Source organism: Alkalibacterium psychrotolerans, from assembly GCF_054784355.1.
In genome coordinates this window covers 46,796-65,454 of the sequence record NZ_BAAGPH010000045.1, presented here as the reverse complement: position 1 = coordinate 65,454, position 18,659 = coordinate 46,796, and the positions used below count along the sequence as shown (strand labels likewise).

The 18,659-nt window shown below is 40.3% G+C and carries 19 protein-coding genes; 13 read left to right on the top strand and 6 right to left on the bottom strand.

The window, feature by feature from the left end; translation table 11 throughout:
• Nucleotides 1–271 precede the first annotated feature (271 nt).
• Complete coding sequence (locus tag ACYVLS_RS08180) at nt 272–1,144, bottom strand: glycine betaine ABC transporter substrate-binding protein (protein ID WP_460323428.1); 873 nt, start codon at nt 1,142–1,144, stop codon at nt 272–274.
• Between the two features lie 318 nt (nt 1,145–1,462).
• Here ACYVLS_RS08180 and ndk point away from each other — a divergent pair, with 318 nt between their 5' ends.
• Complete coding sequence (gene ndk / locus ACYVLS_RS08175; protein ID WP_460323422.1) at nt 1,463–1,864, top strand: nucleoside-diphosphate kinase; 402 nt, start codon at nt 1,463–1,465, stop codon at nt 1,862–1,864.
• A 102-nt stretch (nt 1,865–1,966) separates the two neighbouring features.
• Here the strand turns inward: ndk and ACYVLS_RS08170 are convergent, their stop codons facing one another.
• On the bottom strand, nt 1,967–3,277 hold the full coding sequence (locus tag ACYVLS_RS08170; RefSeq protein ID WP_460323420.1) for a Na+/H+ antiporter family protein: 1,311 nt from the start codon (nt 3,275–3,277) through the stop codon (nt 1,967–1,969).
• A gap of 362 nt (nt 3,278–3,639) precedes the next feature.
• On the opposite strand from ACYVLS_RS08170, the gene ACYVLS_RS08165 reads away from it, so the two are divergent.
• Both ACYVLS_RS08165 and ACYVLS_RS08160 read left to right on the top strand, forming a co-directional pair.
• A complete protein-coding gene (locus ACYVLS_RS08165) occupies nt 3,640–4,518 on the top strand; it encodes a bile acid:sodium symporter family protein (protein ID WP_460323418.1) in 879 nt (292 codons plus the stop codon).
• Between the two features lie 96 nt (nt 4,519–4,614).
• Nucleotides 4,615–5,406 carry a mechanosensitive ion channel family protein gene (locus ACYVLS_RS08160; protein WP_460323416.1) on the top strand — a complete coding sequence of 264 codons (792 nt, stop codon included), beginning with the start codon at nt 4,615–4,617 and terminating at the stop codon, nt 5,404–5,406.
• A 28-nt stretch (nt 5,407–5,434) separates the two neighbouring features.
• Here the strand turns inward: ACYVLS_RS08160 and ACYVLS_RS08155 are convergent, their stop codons facing one another.
• Nucleotides 5,435–6,094, bottom strand: a complete 660-nt coding sequence (locus ACYVLS_RS08155; protein WP_460323414.1) for a DNA alkylation repair protein — start codon at nt 6,092–6,094, stop codon at nt 5,435–5,437.
• A 334-nt stretch (nt 6,095–6,428) separates the two neighbouring features.
• Here ACYVLS_RS08155 and ACYVLS_RS08150 point away from each other — a divergent pair, with 334 nt between their 5' ends.
• Together ACYVLS_RS08150 and ACYVLS_RS08145 are read left to right on the top strand one after the other, a co-directional pair.
• Nucleotides 6,429–8,012, top strand: a complete 1,584-nt coding sequence (locus tag ACYVLS_RS08150; RefSeq protein WP_460323412.1) for a Mur ligase family protein — start codon at nt 6,429–6,431, stop codon at nt 8,010–8,012.
• A gap of 78 nt (nt 8,013–8,090) precedes the next feature.
• Nucleotides 8,091–9,599: a DUF1846 domain-containing protein gene (locus tag ACYVLS_RS08145; protein WP_460323410.1), complete on the top strand. Its 1,509-nt coding sequence runs from the start codon at nt 8,091–8,093 to the stop codon at nt 9,597–9,599.
• A 124-nt stretch (nt 9,600–9,723) separates the two neighbouring features.
• Here the strand turns inward: ACYVLS_RS08145 and ACYVLS_RS08140 are convergent, their stop codons facing one another.
• Both ACYVLS_RS08140 and ACYVLS_RS08135 read right to left on the bottom strand, forming a co-directional pair.
• A complete protein-coding gene (locus ACYVLS_RS08140; RefSeq protein WP_460323408.1) occupies nt 9,724–10,128 on the bottom strand; it encodes a ribonuclease HI family protein in 405 nt (134 codons plus the stop codon).
• Nucleotides 10,129–10,223: 95 nt separating this feature from the next.
• Complete coding sequence (locus tag ACYVLS_RS08135; RefSeq protein WP_228586724.1) at nt 10,224–10,439, bottom strand: cold-shock protein; 216 nt, start codon at nt 10,437–10,439, stop codon at nt 10,224–10,226.
• Between the two features lie 168 nt (nt 10,440–10,607).
• Here ACYVLS_RS08135 and ACYVLS_RS08130 point away from each other — a divergent pair, with 168 nt between their 5' ends.
• The 3 genes from ACYVLS_RS08130 to ACYVLS_RS08120 all read left to right on the top strand — a co-directional run bounded on the left by ACYVLS_RS08130 (nt 10,608) and on the right by ACYVLS_RS08120 (nt 14,005).
• A complete protein-coding gene (locus tag ACYVLS_RS08130; RefSeq protein WP_460323406.1) occupies nt 10,608–12,491 on the top strand; it encodes an ABC-F family ATP-binding cassette domain-containing protein in 1,884 nt (627 codons plus the stop codon).
• 12 nt (nt 12,492–12,503) lie between these two features.
• On the top strand, nt 12,504–13,448 hold the full coding sequence (locus ACYVLS_RS08125) for a thymidylate synthase (protein WP_460323404.1): 945 nt from the start codon (nt 12,504–12,506) through the stop codon (nt 13,446–13,448).
• Between the two features lie 65 nt (nt 13,449–13,513).
• Nucleotides 13,514–14,005, top strand: coding sequence for a dihydrofolate reductase (locus ACYVLS_RS08120; RefSeq protein ID WP_460323402.1), 492 nt, complete (start codon nt 13,514–13,516; stop codon nt 14,003–14,005).
• A 132-nt stretch (nt 14,006–14,137) separates the two neighbouring features.
• On the opposite strand, the gene trhA is transcribed toward ACYVLS_RS08120, so the two are convergent.
• On the bottom strand, nt 14,138–14,794 hold the full coding sequence (trhA, locus tag ACYVLS_RS08115; RefSeq protein ID WP_460323400.1) for a PAQR family membrane homeostasis protein TrhA: 657 nt from the start codon (nt 14,792–14,794) through the stop codon (nt 14,138–14,140).
• Nucleotides 14,795–14,963: 169 nt separating this feature from the next.
• Between trhA and ACYVLS_RS08110 the strand changes: the two genes are divergently transcribed.
• From ACYVLS_RS08110 to ACYVLS_RS08090, 5 genes are read left to right on the top strand one after another with little or no spacing between them, the layout of a single operon-like run.
• Nucleotides 14,964–15,587 (top strand): YpmS family protein, encoded by a 624-nt coding sequence (locus ACYVLS_RS08110; protein ID WP_460323398.1) that lies wholly within the window; start codon nt 14,964–14,966, stop codon nt 15,585–15,587.
• 48 nt (nt 15,588–15,635) lie between these two features.
• The gene (gene msrA / locus ACYVLS_RS08105) at nt 15,636–16,157 is read left to right on the top strand and encodes a peptide-methionine (S)-S-oxide reductase MsrA (protein ID WP_460323396.1); all 522 of its coding nucleotides are present in this window, start codon (nt 15,636–15,638) and stop codon (nt 16,155–16,157) included.
• On the top strand, nt 16,154–16,375 hold the full coding sequence (locus tag ACYVLS_RS08100) for a YozE family protein (RefSeq protein ID WP_460323394.1): 222 nt from the start codon (nt 16,154–16,156) through the stop codon (nt 16,373–16,375). The genes msrA and ACYVLS_RS08100 overlap by 4 nt, the downstream gene beginning before the upstream one ends.
• 21 nt (nt 16,376–16,396) lie before the next feature.
• Nucleotides 16,397–17,116 (top strand): purine-nucleoside phosphorylase, encoded by a 720-nt coding sequence (deoD, locus tag ACYVLS_RS08095; RefSeq protein WP_460323392.1) that lies wholly within the window; start codon nt 16,397–16,399, stop codon nt 17,114–17,116.
• A 33-nt stretch (nt 17,117–17,149) separates the two neighbouring features.
• Nucleotides 17,150–18,652: a S41 family peptidase gene (locus ACYVLS_RS08090; RefSeq protein ID WP_460323390.1), complete on the top strand. Its 1,503-nt coding sequence runs from the start codon at nt 17,150–17,152 to the stop codon at nt 18,650–18,652.
• Nucleotides 18,653–18,659: the final 7 nt, after the last annotated feature.

Sequence of the window (18,659 nt, the reverse complement as noted above, 5' to 3'; positions counted from 1 at the left end):
ACCGGCGGCATTCAAAGAAATTTTGATTGGAAATCAGTCAAACCAAGAACAAATTGCTGCGTAATTTCTTTGGTGAGGGTTAATCCGATAGGATTGTGAAGCATTTATTAGGGTGCGAAACTTGAGTTCATAAGTATGCTCCTAGCATGTAAGGGATAGTTTGGTTATGTTATCAGTAGAAAATTGTTACTGTATTGCCGTTTAATTAATGAAAAGAGTACAATAAACCTGTCGATAGGTTCATTGTACTCCTTTTTACATATATATTAAATTAATCTCTTTCAGGCAGATCTTCAATGGAATTGATATCTTCCATGTATTCAGGAACCACGAATCCGATAACCGTTCCTGTCAAGTTAGGCCCTAAGTCAACAATATTCTCGCCATATGTCTCCATAAATGCTCCCTGAGCGGTTGGCAGCCATCCAGCTACTGACGCGTCCACTTCTCCTTGATTTAACGCTTGGTAAAGAACAGCAGGATCAACGTTTGTTATTGTCACGTCATACCCGATTTCTTCTAAGGCCTGCGCAGCAACATTAGCAGAAGAGCGATCAGTATCCCAAGGAATCGATCCAAGTTCAAATGACTCGCCATCGACAGGGTCAATGTCTTCAACCCATTCATCCACAGTATCCCGATTGTCTTCTATCCATTCTGACGCAACTTCGTCGAAGTCTCTTTCCAAAGCTTCATACATGATGGCCTGCATATCTTCGGGTTCCCATTCAAATCGACTAAGTAATTCAAATGCTTCGGGCATATCTTCTTCGAGATCAACTCGGGTTAGAGTGTTGATGCCTTCTGCATCGCCAAAAACATTTTGTGGATCATCCAGAACTTTAAGGTCATATATTTCAAATTTATAATGGGGTGTCCAGCCAGCTACGACAATAGGCTCTTCATTATCAATAGCCTGTCCCAGTTCAGTCAGCATACCCGCTGTGGAGCTCTCTTGAACTTCCCAGCCTGCTAAGTTATCATATTCGTCAAGTGTATCACGGACTTGTTCAGACATACCTGCACCGGGTTCAATACCGGTTATTGTGTAGTCCAGTTCTTCTCCGACGCTTGTTTCTTTCCCAGTCTCTGAACTGTCATTTCCACAAGCAGATAGAATAAGCGGTACGGATAGTAAAGTAATGGTCTTTGATAAAAATGTCTTATTGATAACAATTTCCTCCTTATTTTGTAAAAACTCAACTTTATAAGCATAGCATAGCTAGGAAAAAATATAAAGTTTCATTTGACAACTAGTTTATTTTAACTGAATCGAATCGCAGTTTGCTTTTTATGAAAGTTAGGTATCTGCGAATTAAACTGTTAAAGGAGCTGGTAAGGATAAATTCCAAGTGTCCTTTACTACTTGAAAGTAAAGATTTATGTATAATTAAAGTAGTACAATAAAACTAAGATCAAAAGTCATTTAGCTTCACGATTATATCAAGCAGGAGGGAACAGAATGGACTCATCATTAGTTATTATAAAACCAGATGCCGTCAAAAGAAATCTGATTGGAGAAATTTTGGCAGTTTATGAAAAAAGTGGTCTGAAAGTAATTAAACTGAAAATGATTTCGCCATCCATTCAGCAGGCCGAACAGCACTATGCAGAACATCAAGGCAAACCATTTTATGACAAGCTGATTTCTTACATAACAAGTGGCCCCATAGTGCTTGCTCTTGTTGAAGGGGAGAATGCGGTTAAACGTGTTCGCAGACTAAATGGAGCAACTGATCCAGCTAATGCAGAAAAGCAGACCATTCGCGGCATGTATGGTCTGGATAAGACACAAAACTCAGTGCATGCATCGGACTCAAAGGATAGTGCCAAGCGTGAAGAAACCATCTGGTTCAGTGAGTAATATCAGTATGATAGTCTAATTATATAGCTTATACTATGAGACGAAAAGAAAGCCAACTGTTTCGGCAGTTGGCTTTCTTTTGATATAGAATAGTCTGTTGTACTAAAGGATTACAGCACCAATGATACTGAAAACGATAATCGGAATGTCAAAGTGACTGAAAGTTGCCACACACGTATCCCAAATGTGGTCGTGCTGACCGTCAACATTTAAACCGGCAGTTGGACCTAGGGTACTGTCTGAAGCAGGAGATCCTGCATCGCCTAAAGCAGCTGCGGAACCAATTAAGAGAATGGTAGCAGCAGGACTGAACCCGAGTTCAATAGCCAAAGGCACATAAATGGCAGCTATAATTGGAACAGTACCAAAAGAGGTTCCGATTCCCATAGTAATGAAGAGTCCTAAAATAATCATAGCAGTAGCACCAATGAACTGATTACCTCCGATGACACCAGAAGCAGAATCAACAAGCGTCTCGACTCCACCAGTTGCACGAATAACATCGCCAAAACCAGAAGCGACAAGCATAACGAAAGCAATAAAGCCCATCATACCAATACCCTCTTTGACCATTCCATCAAGATTGGTCCACTTAATGGCTCCACCTACAACCATAATGGCCAGACCGACGATAGCTCCAAGAACAAGAGAGCCGATAGCAAGCTGAACAACTAGAGCGGATACAGCTCCAATAAGAGCAACAATATGTTTTCTACTTAGTGTTTCGACTTCGGTATCCTGTGTTTTATATCCGAATTTAGTTCCCGTTTTTTCATCGTATTCACGTGGTTTACGATAAGTGAAAAGTACAGCAATAATAAGACCGACCAGCATAGCCAAACTTGGAATCCAGAGAATTTGCCAGATGGCAATATCTGAAATGTCCATGCCGTTTAAACCCATTTCGTCACGAATAATATTATGGAAAACCAGTCCATACCCGACAGGGATGAAAATGTAACCTGATTTAAGACCAAATGTCAAAGCAGTAGCCACAGCTCTTCTGTCGATCTTTAATTTATTAAACACAGAAATGAGTGGAGGAATAAGGATTGGAATAAAGGCAATATGAACGGGGATCAGATTTTGAGAAAATATACTGATAAAAGCAATGATGAAAATCAGCGTCCGTCCAGTTCCTTTAATACTTTGTGACAATTTCTGAGTCACGATTTTAGCAGCACCAGTCTGATGGATTGCGGCAGCCAAAGCACCAAGTAATATGTAGTTCAGTGCGGTTTCTGCATTACCGCCCATCCCACCTATTAATGTTTCCAATGTTTCGATAAGCGACATGCCTGAAGAAAGTCCACCGACAATAGCGCCCATAATAAGTGCAAGCAGGACATTGAGCTTGAATAGCGACAAGCCTACCATTACAACAACTGAAATGACAACAGGGTTGGTTAACATAAGTTCACTCCTTGAAATTTAATCGTTTTTTAATGAACAAGAGTAAGCATACCATAAGTTGCAAAAATCTTGAAAGCGAGAGAACTTATATAGGAAAACACTTCATATAATAAAGTGAAACGATAATCGACTTTACATTATTTAGTTTGCAAGCGTGTGCAGTCCTAAAATGGTACAAATACGGTACAAGTTATTTTATTGTGTTTCCAATGAGACCTAGATACTGCTAGAGATTAGAACAACTAAACGAATAATAGCTACGCGTGCTTAGTAAATTATGCTACACTACAGAAGTTGCTAAAATTTGATAAATTTAGCCAAAGCATTAACATATATATTAGTATATTTAAGGAGCATGTTTGATGGATAGTTTGACACAATTATTGAACACAGTGTATCAGGTAAGTTATTTTATTATGCCATTGTTTATTATTTTGCTGGTATTTAACTCAGGTATGAGTGAACACCCCAAAACCATTGTTTCAACAGTGAGACACAACTGGTCATACTTTCTTAGGTTAATTCTTCTGAACAATTTACTTATTCCATCAGCCTTATGGTTGTTATTGAGAATCATGCCGCTTGATTCTCAGTACGCGATTGGTCTGCTGATTCTATTCTTATGCGCAGGAGCTTCAACCGTAATTGCTTTTGTTCAGGCTACAGGCAATCAGACAGTATATGCAGTTTCATCAATGATTGTATTAACCTTGTCGACCGTTATTTTTCTTCCTGTTTTGCTGCCATTTATGATAGAGGGAGCAGAGATTACGTCGCTCGACCTTGTTGGTAGCCTAGTATCGAGTATATTAATACCTTTAAGCGCTGGTTCGGCTATGCGGATCTTTTTCAAACAATTCTCCCGTCGCATTCGACCATTTGCTTTGAGATTACAGAAGCTAGCCATGAACATAGCAATTTACGGAATGATTATTGGCCTTCTTCCGGAGCTGATCAGCCTGCTTGGCAGTGGTGTCATCGTAAGCAGCATTGGTATAGTTGTGGGGGCTTCAGCTATCGGATTTATGATGGAGTATTTTAATTCCAATGAGTCGATGCGGATTACTTCCGGCTTTACATCCGGCCAGCGAAATGGTGCAGTGGCATATGCGGTGGTCATTAATAATTTTTCTGATCCGTCTGTACTGCTGACTATAGCAGTGGCGACGACAATGAGTACTGTAATGTTCAGTATGCTGTCGAATTATATGGGGAAGGTTAAGCTGGAAGAAGCCAAATAATCTCGATTGAAGATAAATGAAAGAGAGGAGTAAGTGTGTTAAAATGGTCCTGCTCCAATGTAGTGGGGCCAATTTTTTTGTAGAAGGAGACTGAATATGAATTGGATTAATTTAGCAGTAGAGCTTGCGATGCCGGTGGTTTTTGCTATTCTAACACTGGTTATTGGTTGGAGCGTGATTAAAGGAGCGGTTCGACTGTCAGGAAATCAAATTGAGAAATCAAAATTGGATGAAAGTTTAAAACCCTTTCTGATCTCGGTTGTTAGTGTCGCTTTAAAGTTGATGCTGGTTATTACAGTCATCAGTATACTGGGCATTCCCGTCGCATCATTTGTGGCCATTTTAGGTGCGGCAGGTCTGGCTATTGGACTTGCGTTTCAAGGGGCATTATCCAACCTGGCCGGTGGCGTACTGCTCTTGACCATGCGCCCATTTAAGGTTGGTGACTACATAGAAGGTGGAGGGTATAGCGGCACAGTTAAAGCCATCCAAATTCTCTATACTGAACTGATTACACCTGATAATCGAATGATTTATGTGCCCAATGGTAATTTGTCGAATGCCGGTATTGTGAATTATTCTGTCCACGATACCCGCCGAGTAGACTTTACTTTCGGTGTCGGTTATGAAGCGGACAACAAGCATGTGCGCGAGACCCTTTCTGAAGTGATACATGCTCACGACCTGATTCTGAAAGATCCGGAACCCTTTATACGCTTGTCAGCCCACGGAGACAGTGCAGTTGATTATGTTGTCAGAGTATGGGTGAAAGCGGAAGACTACTGGACGGTTCACTTTGACATTATGGAGTCAGTCAAAACGCGTTTTGATCAGGAAGGTATATCCATACCGTATCCTCAAATGGATATTCATATGACTGGCGAGTAATCGAGAGTTTTGCATGACAAAAGAAAATTTAAGATAAATAACGGCTGCCTTCTTTGATACTTAAAGGGTGCAGCTGTTTTTTATGCTTGTCTAAAAATGACTTAACCCAGACGGGGTTCGTTTTGCTGTAATCTCTTAATATCCAGCCAATTGCTTTGTTAATAAAGAATTCAGTGGATCCAAGATTGTTAAGGATGATACGCTCGAGTAATACGGTATCCAGTTCTGCTTTACGTCCACGCTGATGATTGATTGCCACACGCCGCAGCCATAAATTGTCGGACTGACTCCATTCCAGCATAGTTGAATTTAATTCGGGATTGGCAAGAGTTAAAGTACCAACAGCTTTATCTAACTGATCAACTGTATCCCACCAGGAATGTGATTCGACCAGTTTTCTCAGGTGGTTAAGATCTCCCGGGACTAGTTGCTTTTTTTTGATTAAAAGATAGTCACAGGCGATATATAAGTACTCACGATAAGGCTGGTTCCAAAGAAAGTAAATAAGATCCCAGTCTATTTCTTTGTTTCTCTTTTCAGCATTTAAAAAGGACCTCGAGATGTCTCGTCTTTCTTTTGCTTGTATACCAAGAAAAGTAAATTGATTGCGCATGTACTTCTCCATATGTACCGCCTGGGACGGCTTTTGATGCCGTACTAATTCAGTCATCATGTTTTCCAGATTCATTGCTTTTCCTCCCTGCCAGTTTTACATTCTAATCAGTGATTTTATAAATTTCTGCAATATATTTTGGCAGAACACGTTAATTACAGTATAATCTAATTAATGCTTTTAATAAATAGCGCTTACACTGTTATGTGGCTTACATATCAATAGAGAAGTGAATAAGAGAAATCTATTATTAGATTAGAAAAATAATGAGCAAATAATAAGACTTTTTGACCCAAAATGAGTAAACTTATATAAGTGCCTTTTAAAAGTACTATAAATAATGATAGCATAAATAAAGTAACAATTGTTTTTGAGGTTATCAAGGACCAATAAGAGAGGAAAAACCAGCATGCTACTTTCAGATCTACTAAATTCCGTGGATGTCATATCCGGCAATATAAAAAACACTAATGAAAAGAGCATTCCTATACATAAACTTGCTTATCATTCCAATGAAGTGGAAGAGGGGACATTATTCGTATGCATAACAGGCTACAGGACTGACGGACATAAATTTGCCGAGGCTGCTGTACTTAAAGGAGCTTCGGCCTTGATTGTCGAACGTTTTCTCCCTGATCTGGATGTGCCGCAGTTCAAAGTTGAAGACAGCCGGGAAGCACTTGCTAAACTATCAAGCATCTTTTTTGACCGCCCGTCAGAAAAAATGAGTGTGTTTGGTGTGACAGGAACCAACGGGAAAACCACCATCACTTACATGACTGACTGTGTATTCAGGGCTGATGCATTGGAAACAGGACTGATTGGTACTGTCATGATAAAAAATAGAGACAGGAAAACACCGAGTGTACTGACAACACCAGAATCTTTGGATTTGCAAGGGTATCTTAGTGATATGCAGAGAGCTGACGTCACACATGTTTCAATGGAAGTTTCTTCATCTGCTTTAGAGCTGAAGAGGGTTGCTGATGTTGAATTTGATGTGGTTGCCTTTACAAACATTAATAAAGATCATATTGTACTTCATGGGTCGTTTGATGCCTATTTTTCTGCTAAGGCTTCTCTTATCAGAAAAGCATCAAGTAAAAGTATTGCTGTCATTAACGGAGATGAGCCACTCCTGACATCGCTAGTGGAGGAAACGGAGGCGCAAGTCGTGACTTTCGGCGTTACTAATGGAGAAGCGGATGTGACAGTCTCAGATGTCCAGCTACTGGCAGGACGGCCATCCTTTACAGTTAATATAAACAGACCTATAAAGACACTGGCGGAAAACACGCTTGCTCCAGTCTCTTTTCCTGTGGACTTGAATGTTCCAGGCCAGCATTCCATTTACAATGCGCTTACAGCTATAATCGTCGGACTGGCGAATGATTTATCAGTGGAAACAGTTAAAAGGGGTATAGAGGCATTTGAGGGAGTAGAGAGACGCTTCCATATTTTGTATGATGAAGAATTTATGATAGTCGATGATTTGTTCTTGAATGAAAATAATATTGAATCAAGCATGCAGACGCTAGCGAGTTTATCTTACCAGTCCATTAAAATTGTTCATGCGATTAGAGGAAGCAATGGTCCGGAACTTAATCGGGAAAATGCAACTAAAATGGCACAGTGGTTTAGAAAATTGTCTATTGACAAAATGGTGCTGACGGCCAGCCGGTCGTACGTTAAATTGAAGGACCAAGTATCTGAAGAAGAGCTGCAGGCTTTTCTCACTGTCATGGCTGATTATAATATAGATGTGGAATACCATGATGATCTTGAGCAAGCCCTTTCTTCGAGTCTCAATCAGATTGAACAAGGTGATCTTATGCTTATTACTGGAGCTAGAGGAATGGATTATGGCGCAAAAACCTTACTTGAACTCTTGAAGAAAAACAAGCCGGAAAGTAGCCAGAAAATCATTCAGGAAGTGCTGAACAAGAAAATGGTTGGCATGGATGAACTGCAGTTAAACGACTCATCTGCTTAAAATTTTATAATAGTAACAGCTAATCAACAGATTAATGCTATAATTAATCTGTTGATTTTTAGTTTTTAGGAGGACATTATGAAAAAAGTTGGATTTGATACAGATAAATACCTTAAAGAACAGTCTGCCTATATTTTGGAGAGGGTGGAGAACAGCGAGAAGCTTTACCTCGAATTTGGGGGAAAGCTGATAGGAGATAAGCACGCCAAACGTGTACTGCCGGGTTTTGATGAAGATGCTAAGATGAAACTTCTGGCTTCACTGAAAGACCAGTCAGAAATCATCATTTGTGTCTTTGCAGGTGATATTGAACGTAACAAGGTTAGAGGAGACTACGGCATCACCTATGACCGAGATGTTCTTAGATTGATTGATGAGTACCGGGCATACGGCATACCTGTTAACAGTGTGCTCATAACCCGTTACCATGAACAACCTAATGTAAAAATATTTATGTCAAAACTGGAACGCAGCGGAATTGTCGTACACACTCACAAGGAAATAGAAGGCTATCCGACTAACGTAGAAGCGATTGTAGGGGATAATGGATTTGCTTCCAATGCCTTTATTCAAACGACGAAACCGCTGGTAGTAGTAACAGCCCCAGGCGCAGGCAGCGGCAAACTGGCGACTTGTCTGAACCAGTTGTATCACGAATACGCTAACGGAAACGAAGCGTCATACGCAAAGTTTGAGACCTTTCCAGTGTGGAACATGCCACTTAAGCATCCAGTTAATAGTGCCTACGAGGCGGCCACAGTTGATTTGAAAGATGTTAATATGCTGGACAACTACCATTTTGAAGCATACGGTGAAGTGGCCGTCAATTACAATCGTGATATGGAAATGTTTCCGGTCATCAGACGAATTATTGAAAAAATTACCGGGAAAGCGTCTGTTTACCAGTCGCCAACCGATATGGGCGTTAATCGTCTGAAGTCCGGTATCGTAGATGATGAACTCGTCTGCGAGGCGTCAAAACAAGAGATTATTCGTCGAGCTTTTGCCATTGAAAATGATTATATTAAAGGAACCGCAGATGATGAAACCTTGCGTCATATGCAGCTGATTCTGGAAGAAAATGGGCTTAAGAAAGAACACAGAACAACAGTCACTGTGGCTAGAGAGTATGCTGAAAAAGTCCAGACTAGACTCAACAGTACAAATCAGCAGGCTGTAATGGCGATTGAACTCCCGAATGGAAAAATCATCACTGGCAGAACAACATCTCTTATGGATGCGTCTGCTGCGGCGATTGTCAATAGTCTAAAATCACTGGCGAATATATCGGATGAAATTGATTTACTGGCACCTATGATTCTGGAAACGATCAAGCAGCTGAAAACGAATGAACTCAAAAGTAAAGTCCCTACTTTATCTGCGAACGAACTGCTAATAGCACTGGCCATTAGTGCCGTTACAAATCCAACCGCTTCACTGGCTTACAAACAGATTGAACATTTAAAAGAAGCACAGGCGCACTCAACTGTGATGCTCAACAATGAAAATGCTCAGACTATTCGAATGCTGGGTATCGATATTACTAATGACCCGATTTATCCGACAGATAATCTCTTTTATAATTAATAGTTAAAACGCACCGCTGTTTCCCATCATCGTTATGTTGTAGGGAGAGGGGTGCGTTTTTAAAAAAACAGGAAATAGAACCGAGAATCGTTTTCTCTCGTCTGTTTCCATTATTAGAGACAGGCTATTTTTTCATTTGACTAGCGATGGCCTGTTTGGCAAGATTATCTGCTCCTTTATTACTCTTTTCCGGAATCCAAGTGACCTCGTAGAGGTTGAGCTTACCCAGTAAGAATTGTATGTCTTTGAAAACAGGCTGGTAGTCCGAATTTTTTATGTATTGTTTCTTGAGTGACTGAGCGACCAGCTGACTATCTGTGTGAAAAATGGTCCATTCGTTTAACCGGTCATTGTCGACGACCCATTTTACAGCCTGGTAAAAAGCCTGAAGTTCAGCAAGGTGATTATCTAATGTATCAGTCAGTGGAAAGTTCAGCTGCTCATGTAAACCGTCGCCCACTATAAGCAGTCCTATGCCTGCCAGTTTCTCTTTTTGTGAAACAGCTCCATCACTATATATTTTAAGCATGCTAATTCTCCTTATATCAATAGTAAATCTGAGACTGTTAAAATAGAAAAAAGACCAGACTTTATGTCATCTGATCTTTATCTATGTAATTTATCTTATTCATCATCTTCATCTTTAACAACGACATTAGTAGCTTGAGGACCACGTGACCCTTCAACGATATCAAACTCTACTTTCTGGCCTTCATTTAATGCTTTGTACCCTTCCATATCAATACCGGTAAAGTGTACGAAAACATCATCTTCATCATTATATTGAATAAAGCCATAACCTTTCTGGTTATTGAACCATTTAACAGTGCCTATAGTCATCGTTTTCCCCCTAAGATATCTTAAGTATAGTCGCCTATTGAGTTTAGTATAAAGTATTCGCTTTCTCGAGTCAATCCATCTTGATGTTCAAGAAGGTTTCTTCACGGTAGTGAAACCTCATTAAAACTATGCTAGAATTAAAAAGAACAAAAGGTGAGGAGATAACATATGAAAGAATGGAAAATTGAAGATTTAAGGCATTCTTACGGCATAAAGACATTATTCAAAGGCATTAATTTTTCCATTAAAGAGAATCAGCGTATTGGTCTGATAGGCGTTAATGGAACTGGCAAAACGAGTCTGCTGAGAATAGTTGCCGGTAATTTAAAGCCGGACGAAGGAACCATTTCCCGTCCCGGAGATTATGCTATAGGTTATTTGAGTCAGAAAAATGAATTAGATGAAACAAAGACAGTATTTGAAACAGTATTTGACGGGGACTCTCCAATGGTCAAAGCGGCCAGATATTACGAGGAAGTCTTAAACCGTCTGTCTGACAATCCTATGGATGAAACCATACAAAATGAATTTACCCAAGCCGAGAAACGGATGAATCAGGAAGATGCCTGGAATGTTTCAGCCCGATCTAAAGCAGTATTGACTCGTCTGGGACTTGCAGACAGTGGTCAGAAAGTTATGAACTTATCAGGTGGACAGAAAAAAAGAGCCGCATTGGCTCAAGTCCTCATACAGGAACCGGACCTTCTGATTTTAGATGAGCCGACAAACCATCTGGATTTTCAAATGATAAAGTGGCTGGAAGATTATCTGGCGGGATACAGAGGGGCCTTACTAATGGTAACCCACGACCGTTACTTCCTAGATAGAGTATCTAACGAAATAGTAGAACTGGAAAATGGTCTTTTACACTCTTATCCCGGAAACTATCAAAAGTACCTTGAACTGAAAGCAGAAAGAGAAGAGACAGAACAGAGACTGCAGCACAAGCAGAAACAGATGTACAAACAGGAACTGGACTGGATGCGGGCAGGGGTCAAGGCACGTGGAACGAAGCAGGAAGCGCGGAAAGAACGCTTCTCACAACTGGAAAGTAAAGTGAAAAGTCAGGAAACGAAGTCTGACCTCGAACTGAATTTATCTGGATCCAGATTAGGAAAAAAAGTCATGGAGCTGGAAGCTGCTTCAAAAAATATAGAAGACATTGTCATCCTTGACCAATTTAATCTGCTGATTCAGCAGACTGATAGAATAGGTGTAACGGGCGTAAATGGTGCTGGGAAAACAACCTTCTTAAATATTTTGGCTAATGAAGAACCACTGGACAATGGTGTTTTAACTATTGGCGAAACAGTGAAAATCGGCTTTTACAAGCAGATTAACGAGGAATTTGATGAAGACAAGCGAGTAATTACTTACTTGAGAGAAATTGCCGAAGAAGTGAAACTGGCTGATGGTTCCTCGGTGAGTGTTTCCCAGCTTTTGGAACGCTTTTTGTTTAACCGTTCAATGCATGGTTCCCCCATCAACAAGCTGTCGGGCGGTGAAAAGAGAAGACTGTACTTGCTGAAGATACTGATGCAGCAGCCGAACGTTCTTATTCTCGACGAACCGACAAATGACTTGGATGTACAGACCTTAACTATTTTAGAAGACTATATCGCTTCTTTCTCTGGCGCGGTCATAGCTGTTTCTCATGACCGGTATTTCCTTGATAAGGTGGCAGACAAGCTGCTTATATTTAAAGGGGAGGGACAAATTGAAGAAAGTTATTCTTCCTTATCTGATTATCTTCAGCAAAGTGAAGAAATGAAGCCGGAGAAGACGTTAGAAAAGAAAGTTAAAGAACAGCCGAAAAAAGACAAAGAAGTCAAAGAAAAAACAGCCCTTTCTTATATGGAGAAAAAAGAATGGGAAACAATAGAAAAAGATATTGAAACACTTGAGAATAAACTGCAAGAGATAGAAGTGGACATGGAAAAAAATGTGTCTGATCATGTAAAACTAGCGGAATTAACCAGAGAACAATCTAATTTGAATGAGAAACTGGAAGAGAAATATGCGAGATGGGAATATCTGGCACAATATAGTTAAGGGGTGCAAAAAATGGAACAAGAATATCTAGATTTAGCCAAACGAATTATAAATGAAGGAACAAAAAGAGAGGACAGAACCGGTACAGGAACCAAATCTGTCTTTGGACATCAAATGCGTTTTGACTTACAAAAAGGATTTCCATTACTAACAACGAAACGAGTCTTCTTTAAATTAATCAAAAGTGAATTGCTATGGTTCTTAAAAGGAGATACCAACATTCGATTTCTACTCGAGAACAATAACCATATTTGGGACGAGTGGGCATTTGAACGTTATATCAAGAGCGAAGACTACAAGGGGCCGGATATGACAAATTTTGGTCTGCGTGTTCAGGAAGATAAAGACTTTAAAAAACTGTATGAAGCTGAAATGAATGTTTTTAGAGAAAAAGTATTATCTGATGATGATTTTTCAGAAAAATATGGTTCTTTAGGAAACGTATATGGGGCACAGTGGCGTGCTTGGGAGACAAAAGAGGGTGGCTTCATCGATCAGATTCAGAATGTGATAGACTCTATTAAAACAAATCCTTATTCAAGACGACACATCGTTTCTGCCTGGAATCCAGAAGAAGTGCCAACTATGGCTCTTCCACCTTGTCATACTCTGTTTCAATTCTATGTAGATGGAAATAAATTAAGTTGCCAGCTTTATCAGAGAAGTGCCGATGTGTTTTTAGGTGTACCTTTCAATATAGCCAGTTATGCATTATTGACGCATTTAATAGCACAAGAAACAGGACTGGAAGTGGGAGAATTTGTTCATACTCTCGGAGATGCTCATCTCTACCTCAATCACATGGACCAGATCAATGAGCAATTAACCCGAGATATTCGAGACTTTCCTCAATTGGAATTAAACCCGGAAAAAAGTATATTTGATTTTGAAATGGACGATATTAAGATCAAAAACTATAACCCACACAAGTCAATAAAAGCACCAATTGCGGTATAAAACTAACTAATTTGCATAATACAAATATGTAGTTGTTCAGAGCAACTAACAAGGAGAAGATTGATTTGATAACCTTTGTTTGGGCTGAAGATGAAAATGGAGTAATCGGGAAAGATGGCCAGCTTCCTTGGTCACTTCCCGCTGATATGGCATTTTTCAAGAAAGTTACATTAACAGGAAATGTTGCTATGGGCAGGAAAACACTTGAAAGCATTCCAAACCCTCCTTTGAAAAACAGAAAGAATTTTGTAATGACTCGAAATGAATCATATGAATCTCCTGGAGTTGTAGTCTGTCACAGTAAGGAAGAGTTGATGGAAGCGGCTAAAGACGAGGACAAACCCTTACACGTTATTGGTGGAGTTTCTTTGTTTGAAGAATTCTTAGATGAGGTTGATATGCTTTACCGCACTGTCATTCACGATACGTTTGAAGGTGATACGGTTATCCCTGAGATAGATTACGAGAAATTTGAACTGGTTGAAGAGGTAGAAGGAACAGTGGATGAGCAAAACAGACACCCACATACCTTCCTGATTTATAAGAGAAAAAAATAAGGATAACAGACTATTTTTCCGATAAACGAAAACCGCCCAGCTGTCTTGAATAGTAAGACAGCTGGGCGGTTTATATTTTTTTAGTTGCTTAAATATTCTGTATATCTAAATCAGCCTATAGCTTGGTCCTGTTTAGGTATACAGGTATATGGAGAAAAACATGCAGACTGTTCCAGTGAGAACGAACAAATGCCATACGACATGCATGAATCTTACGTGCTTTAATCTGTAAAATAAGGCACCTACAGTGAAGGATAGCCCACCGGCAATCAGCCAAATAAAGCCGCGAGTGCCTAGTCCCTGATAAAGGTAATGGATGAAGAATAAGGAGATCCATCCCATAGCGATGTACAGCCAGACGGATAATCCTTGGAACTTTTTGAACCAGACTGTTTTATAGATGACTCCAAACAGGGCAATAGTCCAAATCAGCAAAGTCAAAATGATGCCAAGCCGACCACCAATTGTAATTAAAGTGTAGGGCGTATAGGTACCAGCTATCAAAAGAAAAATACTACAATGATCAATGACCCGGAAAACCCGCCTTGCTTTTGTAAAAGTCAGACTATGATACAATGTACTGGAAAGATAGAGAAGAATTAATGTTACACCATATACCGTATACGAGGTAACTTCCAACAATCCTCCATAATCAAGTCCCTTCTGCACTAAATATATCAAGGCAACAATACTTAATATGACTCCAATTCCATGTGTCACTGCATTTAATACTTCATTAATAATTAAGTATTTTCTGGTAAACAGCGAGTCGTTATTCGAATTTCCCATGTGGACCTCCTTTGTCTCTCACATTCTGTACGACCATATAAAAATTTGGTATACTACTTTAGAAAGACTCATTCTTTTAACTTTCGTATAGTATAACATAGAATGAGTGAAGCGTTAAATCGAATAAACAGATTGAAGACCTTAAATATTGTAGAAAGGAGCATGATAATTGTCTGAAACTAGAGGAAACCGATCAAGAAAATCCAGCGGATGGATGTGGGCCTTTTTCATTATCTTCGCATTAAATATAACTTTTGTCATCTGGCTGGTCATTAACCTTCAGGGTACCACGTCAGATAGTAATCAATCGACAACTGGTGAACCTGTCAGTGTTGACAATCCCGTAACGTTTGAACTGCTGACAAACAGAAGTCAGATGAATCAGGTGGTAAATTTATATCTTGAAGAAGAAATGGAAGAGGAAGATCCAGAGTTCCACTTTGAGCTAACTGACCAGGCTGAACTGCACGGCGTCCTTCAAGTGCTTGGATTCGATGTTGATTTCACATTGCTCACAGATCCTTACGTCATGGAAGACGGCAATTTACAACTTCGTGCGCAGTCTATTCAATTGGGGTCATTTGAGCTGCCAATCAGCATGGCGATGAATGTGATTAGTCAGCAGATTGACTTGCCTGAATGGGTACGAGTGGACAGTGAACAGCAGATTATATTAGTAGCACTCAATGAATTCCAGCTTGAAAACGGTACGACTTTCGAAATGCAGCATATTGATCTGGAAGCAGATGATATTCGCATTGGTATTGTTTTGCCTGAAGAAGCCATTAGATGATATACTTTTAATTCAGTAAAAATGTTACTTTAGAAAGGGTTCTGATTTATGGAGAAAGCATTATTTGCCGGAGGCTGTTTCTGGTGTATGGTTCAGCCATTCGAAGAAACGGATGGCATAAAAAAGGTGGTTTCCGGTTATACTGGAGGCTGGATGGAGAACCCGACATATGAAGAAGTGAAAAAACAGAAAACGGGCCATACCGAAGCAGTCTATATCGAGTACGACGAGAGTAAGCTGTCTTTTGAAAAGCTATTGTCAATCTACTGGCAGCAGACAGACCCAACGGATGCAATGGGCCAGTTTATGGATAGAGGAGATAGCTACCGACCGGTCATCTTTTACTATAACGAAGAACAGAAACAGACTGCCTTGGAATCAAAGAAAAGGCTTGAGCTGAGTGGAAAGTATACCGATCCGGTTGTCACTACTATAGAGAAAGCCTCCGAGTTTTATCCTGCTGAAGAAGAGCATCAGCAGTTTTACAAGAAAAACCCGCGGCTGTACGCCAAAGAAAAAGAAGAAAGAAAAACGTGGGCAGAGCAAAACAAGCAGGTGATTGATGAATGAGGCGTTCTTTCTATCATTACGTTAAAACACTCAGAGATCCGTACAAAAAAGATGAAGTGACCCTCTTCGCCAATGCGGTGGATATGGACGGGTCCTTTCCTAAACACTCAGAGAGTTACGATGAAATTTCGCGCTATCTTGAAATAGACGCAGATTACATTGACTCCATGAGTGTATTTGATGAAGTGTTTCAGGATTATCTTAATGACAATAAATAAAAATTAAAAGGAGAGACAATAATGAGTACACATATCGAAGCAAAAAAAGGTGAAATTGCCAAAACAGTTCTAATGCCAGGAGATCCCCTGCGCGCGAAGTATATTGCAGAAACCTTCTTAGAGGATGTTAAGCAGTACAACACAGTCAGAAATGCATTCGGCTATACCGGAACATACAAAGGACAGGAAATTTCTGTACAAGGTACTGGAATGGGTATTCCCTCTGTCATGATTTATGGAGAAGAACTGATTCAGGAATACGGCGTTGAAAACCTTATTCGTGTAGGGTCAGCCGGTGCATTGAAAAACGAAATCAAGATACGTGATGTGGTACTGGCTCAGGCAGCTACAACGGATTCTAGCCTTCACCGTCATATTTTCAACAATCAGGTTGATTTTGCGCCTATAGCTGACTTTGATTTGCTGCGACACGCTTATGACATAGGAATGGATAAAGGCATGAGCATTCGAGTAGGAAACGTGTTAAGTGCAGACCGCTTTTACAATCAGGAACTGGACAAGCAAAAGCTAGCTGATTATGGCGTGCTGGCTGTCGAAATGGAAGCAGCTGGTCTGTATTCATTAGCGGCTAAACACAACAAACAGGCATTGGCACTTCTGACAATTAGTGATCACCTCTTGACTGGTGAAGAAACGACTGCAGAAGAGAGACAGACAACATTCAATGATATGATGATTATTGCCCTGGAAGCTGCCTTGAGAATGGAAGCCCAGGCATAAGATGACTGTTTCAAGATAGAAAAGAGGAATGGCATGCAGCACGAACCGGATAAACAAAATGAAAAAAAGAAAGTGAGTCTGTCCTTTTACGTAGCCTCACTACTGGCCGTTTTAATTATCGGCATAGGCGGCACAGCTCTGTCCATGACGGTAATGGATCAGACTGACAGCAATGACTTACCGATGACTGAACTGACTGACGAGACAGAAAATGGTGAGGGTAACGGTGATGAATCACAGTTTTCCAGTTTTCAGCCCCTTGAAGAAATGTACACGATACTGATGACACGTTACCTTGAAGAAATTGACTCAGAAATACTCATTGAAGGAGCACTTGAAGGCATGGCCGCTTCAATTGATGATCCCTATACGGAGTTTTTAGACAAAGCTGAGTCTACTTCAATGGATGAAGATATTCAAGGGTCGTTTGAAGGTATTGGTGCTGAAGTGATGAAAGAAGGAGAATACGTCAGAATCGTTTCACCCATTGCCGGTTCTCCTGCAGAAGAAGCTGGGCTGATGCCAAATGACTTGATTGCCGAAGTTGACGGGGAATCGGTTGCTGATTTAAATATTAATGAAGCTGTTGCTTTAATCAGAGGGCCCCAGGGAACTGAAGTGGACCTGCTTATCCTGAGAGGGGATACTGAGTTTACAGTAACCATTACTCGTGATTCAATTCCGGTTGAATCGGTCCGCTTTGAGCTGGATGACGAACATCCTACAATTGGCTATGTTCACATAACTAATTTCAACCTGCCGACTTATGAGGAATTTGTCGATGCAATTACTGAGCTTCAGGATCAGGGTGCTGAGCAATTTATCTTTGATGTACGTGGGAATCCCGGAGGACTATTAAACTCTGCACTGGAAATTTCCAATATTTTTGTTGAAGACGGCGAGCCTTTGATGCAGTCTCAAGGAAGAGACGAAGAACCCTTTATCTATTATGCCGATTCAGAAGAATATGGTGATTTTAAGTTTATGGACTCAAGTGTCCTTTTGATTGATGGGGGAAGTGCCAGTGCATCTGAAATTTTAGCTGGTGCGATGAATCAGTCTGCGGGCATTACGCTCGTTGGAACATCTACTTTTGGTAAAGGAACCATACAGAATATTCAGGAGTTATCCAGAAATGGTGAATTGAAGTTCACTGCTGGCCGCTGGCTGACCGCTGACGGAGACTGGGTTAATGAAGAAGGGATTCAGCCGGATATTGAGGTAGAAATGCCTGAGTATCAGAACTTCCTGATAATTAATCCGGAAGAAAGCTATGAAGAAGGCGATGTATCAGAAGCCGTCCAGAATATCAATGGCATTTTAGACGCATTAGGTTATGACATCGGAGAAGTTGATAATTCATTCGATGAAGAGACTCAGTCAGCTGTTGAAGCATTCCAGGAGGAAAATGATTTAACTTCTGACGGAATCGTGTCAGGGGAAACCGCACGTGCATTGGTTGATGCACTGAGAGAGTTGCTAGAAGAAAATGATACGCAGTATAATAGAGCAGTAGACTACCTACTGAATAATTAAAGTGTAG

What these genes read in the sequence shown, in the direction of transcription:
- ndk (WP_460323422.1), top strand. Translation starts at nt 1,463, where the DNA reads ATGGACTCATCATTAGTTATTATAAAACCAGATGCCGTCAAAAGAAAT.
- ACYVLS_RS08170 (WP_460323420.1), bottom strand. Translation starts at nt 3,277, where the DNA reads ATGTTAACCAACCCTGTTGTCATTTCAGTTGTTGTAATGGTAGGCTTG.
- ACYVLS_RS08165 (WP_460323418.1), top strand. Translation starts at nt 3,640, where the DNA reads ATGGATAGTTTGACACAATTATTGAACACAGTGTATCAGGTAAGTTAT.
- ACYVLS_RS08160 (WP_460323416.1), top strand. Translation starts at nt 4,615, where the DNA reads ATGAATTGGATTAATTTAGCAGTAGAGCTTGCGATGCCGGTGGTTTTT.
- ACYVLS_RS08155 (WP_460323414.1), bottom strand. Translation starts at nt 6,094, where the DNA reads ATGAATCTGGAAAACATGATGACTGAATTAGTACGGCATCAAAAGCCG.
- ACYVLS_RS08150 (WP_460323412.1), top strand. Translation starts at nt 6,429, where the DNA reads ATGCTACTTTCAGATCTACTAAATTCCGTGGATGTCATATCCGGCAAT.
- ACYVLS_RS08145 (WP_460323410.1), top strand. Translation starts at nt 8,091, where the DNA reads ATGAAAAAAGTTGGATTTGATACAGATAAATACCTTAAAGAACAGTCT.
- ACYVLS_RS08140 (WP_460323408.1), bottom strand. Translation starts at nt 10,128, where the DNA reads ATGCTTAAAATATATAGTGATGGAGCTGTTTCACAAAAAGAGAAACTG.
- ACYVLS_RS08135 (WP_228586724.1), bottom strand. Translation starts at nt 10,439, where the DNA reads ATGACTATAGGCACTGTTAAATGGTTCAATAACCAGAAAGGTTATGGC.
- ACYVLS_RS08130 (WP_460323406.1), top strand. Translation starts at nt 10,608, where the DNA reads ATGAAAGAATGGAAAATTGAAGATTTAAGGCATTCTTACGGCATAAAG.
- ACYVLS_RS08125 (WP_460323404.1), top strand. Translation starts at nt 12,504, where the DNA reads ATGGAACAAGAATATCTAGATTTAGCCAAACGAATTATAAATGAAGGA.
- trhA (WP_460323400.1), bottom strand. Translation starts at nt 14,794, where the DNA reads ATGGGAAATTCGAATAACGACTCGCTGTTTACCAGAAAATACTTAATT.
- msrA (WP_460323396.1), top strand. Translation starts at nt 15,636, where the DNA reads ATGGAGAAAGCATTATTTGCCGGAGGCTGTTTCTGGTGTATGGTTCAG.
- ACYVLS_RS08100 (WP_460323394.1), top strand. Translation starts at nt 16,154, where the DNA reads ATGAGGCGTTCTTTCTATCATTACGTTAAAACACTCAGAGATCCGTAC.
- deoD (WP_460323392.1), top strand. Translation starts at nt 16,397, where the DNA reads ATGAGTACACATATCGAAGCAAAAAAAGGTGAAATTGCCAAAACAGTT.
- ACYVLS_RS08090 (WP_460323390.1), top strand. Translation starts at nt 17,150, where the DNA reads ATGCAGCACGAACCGGATAAACAAAATGAAAAAAAGAAAGTGAGTCTG.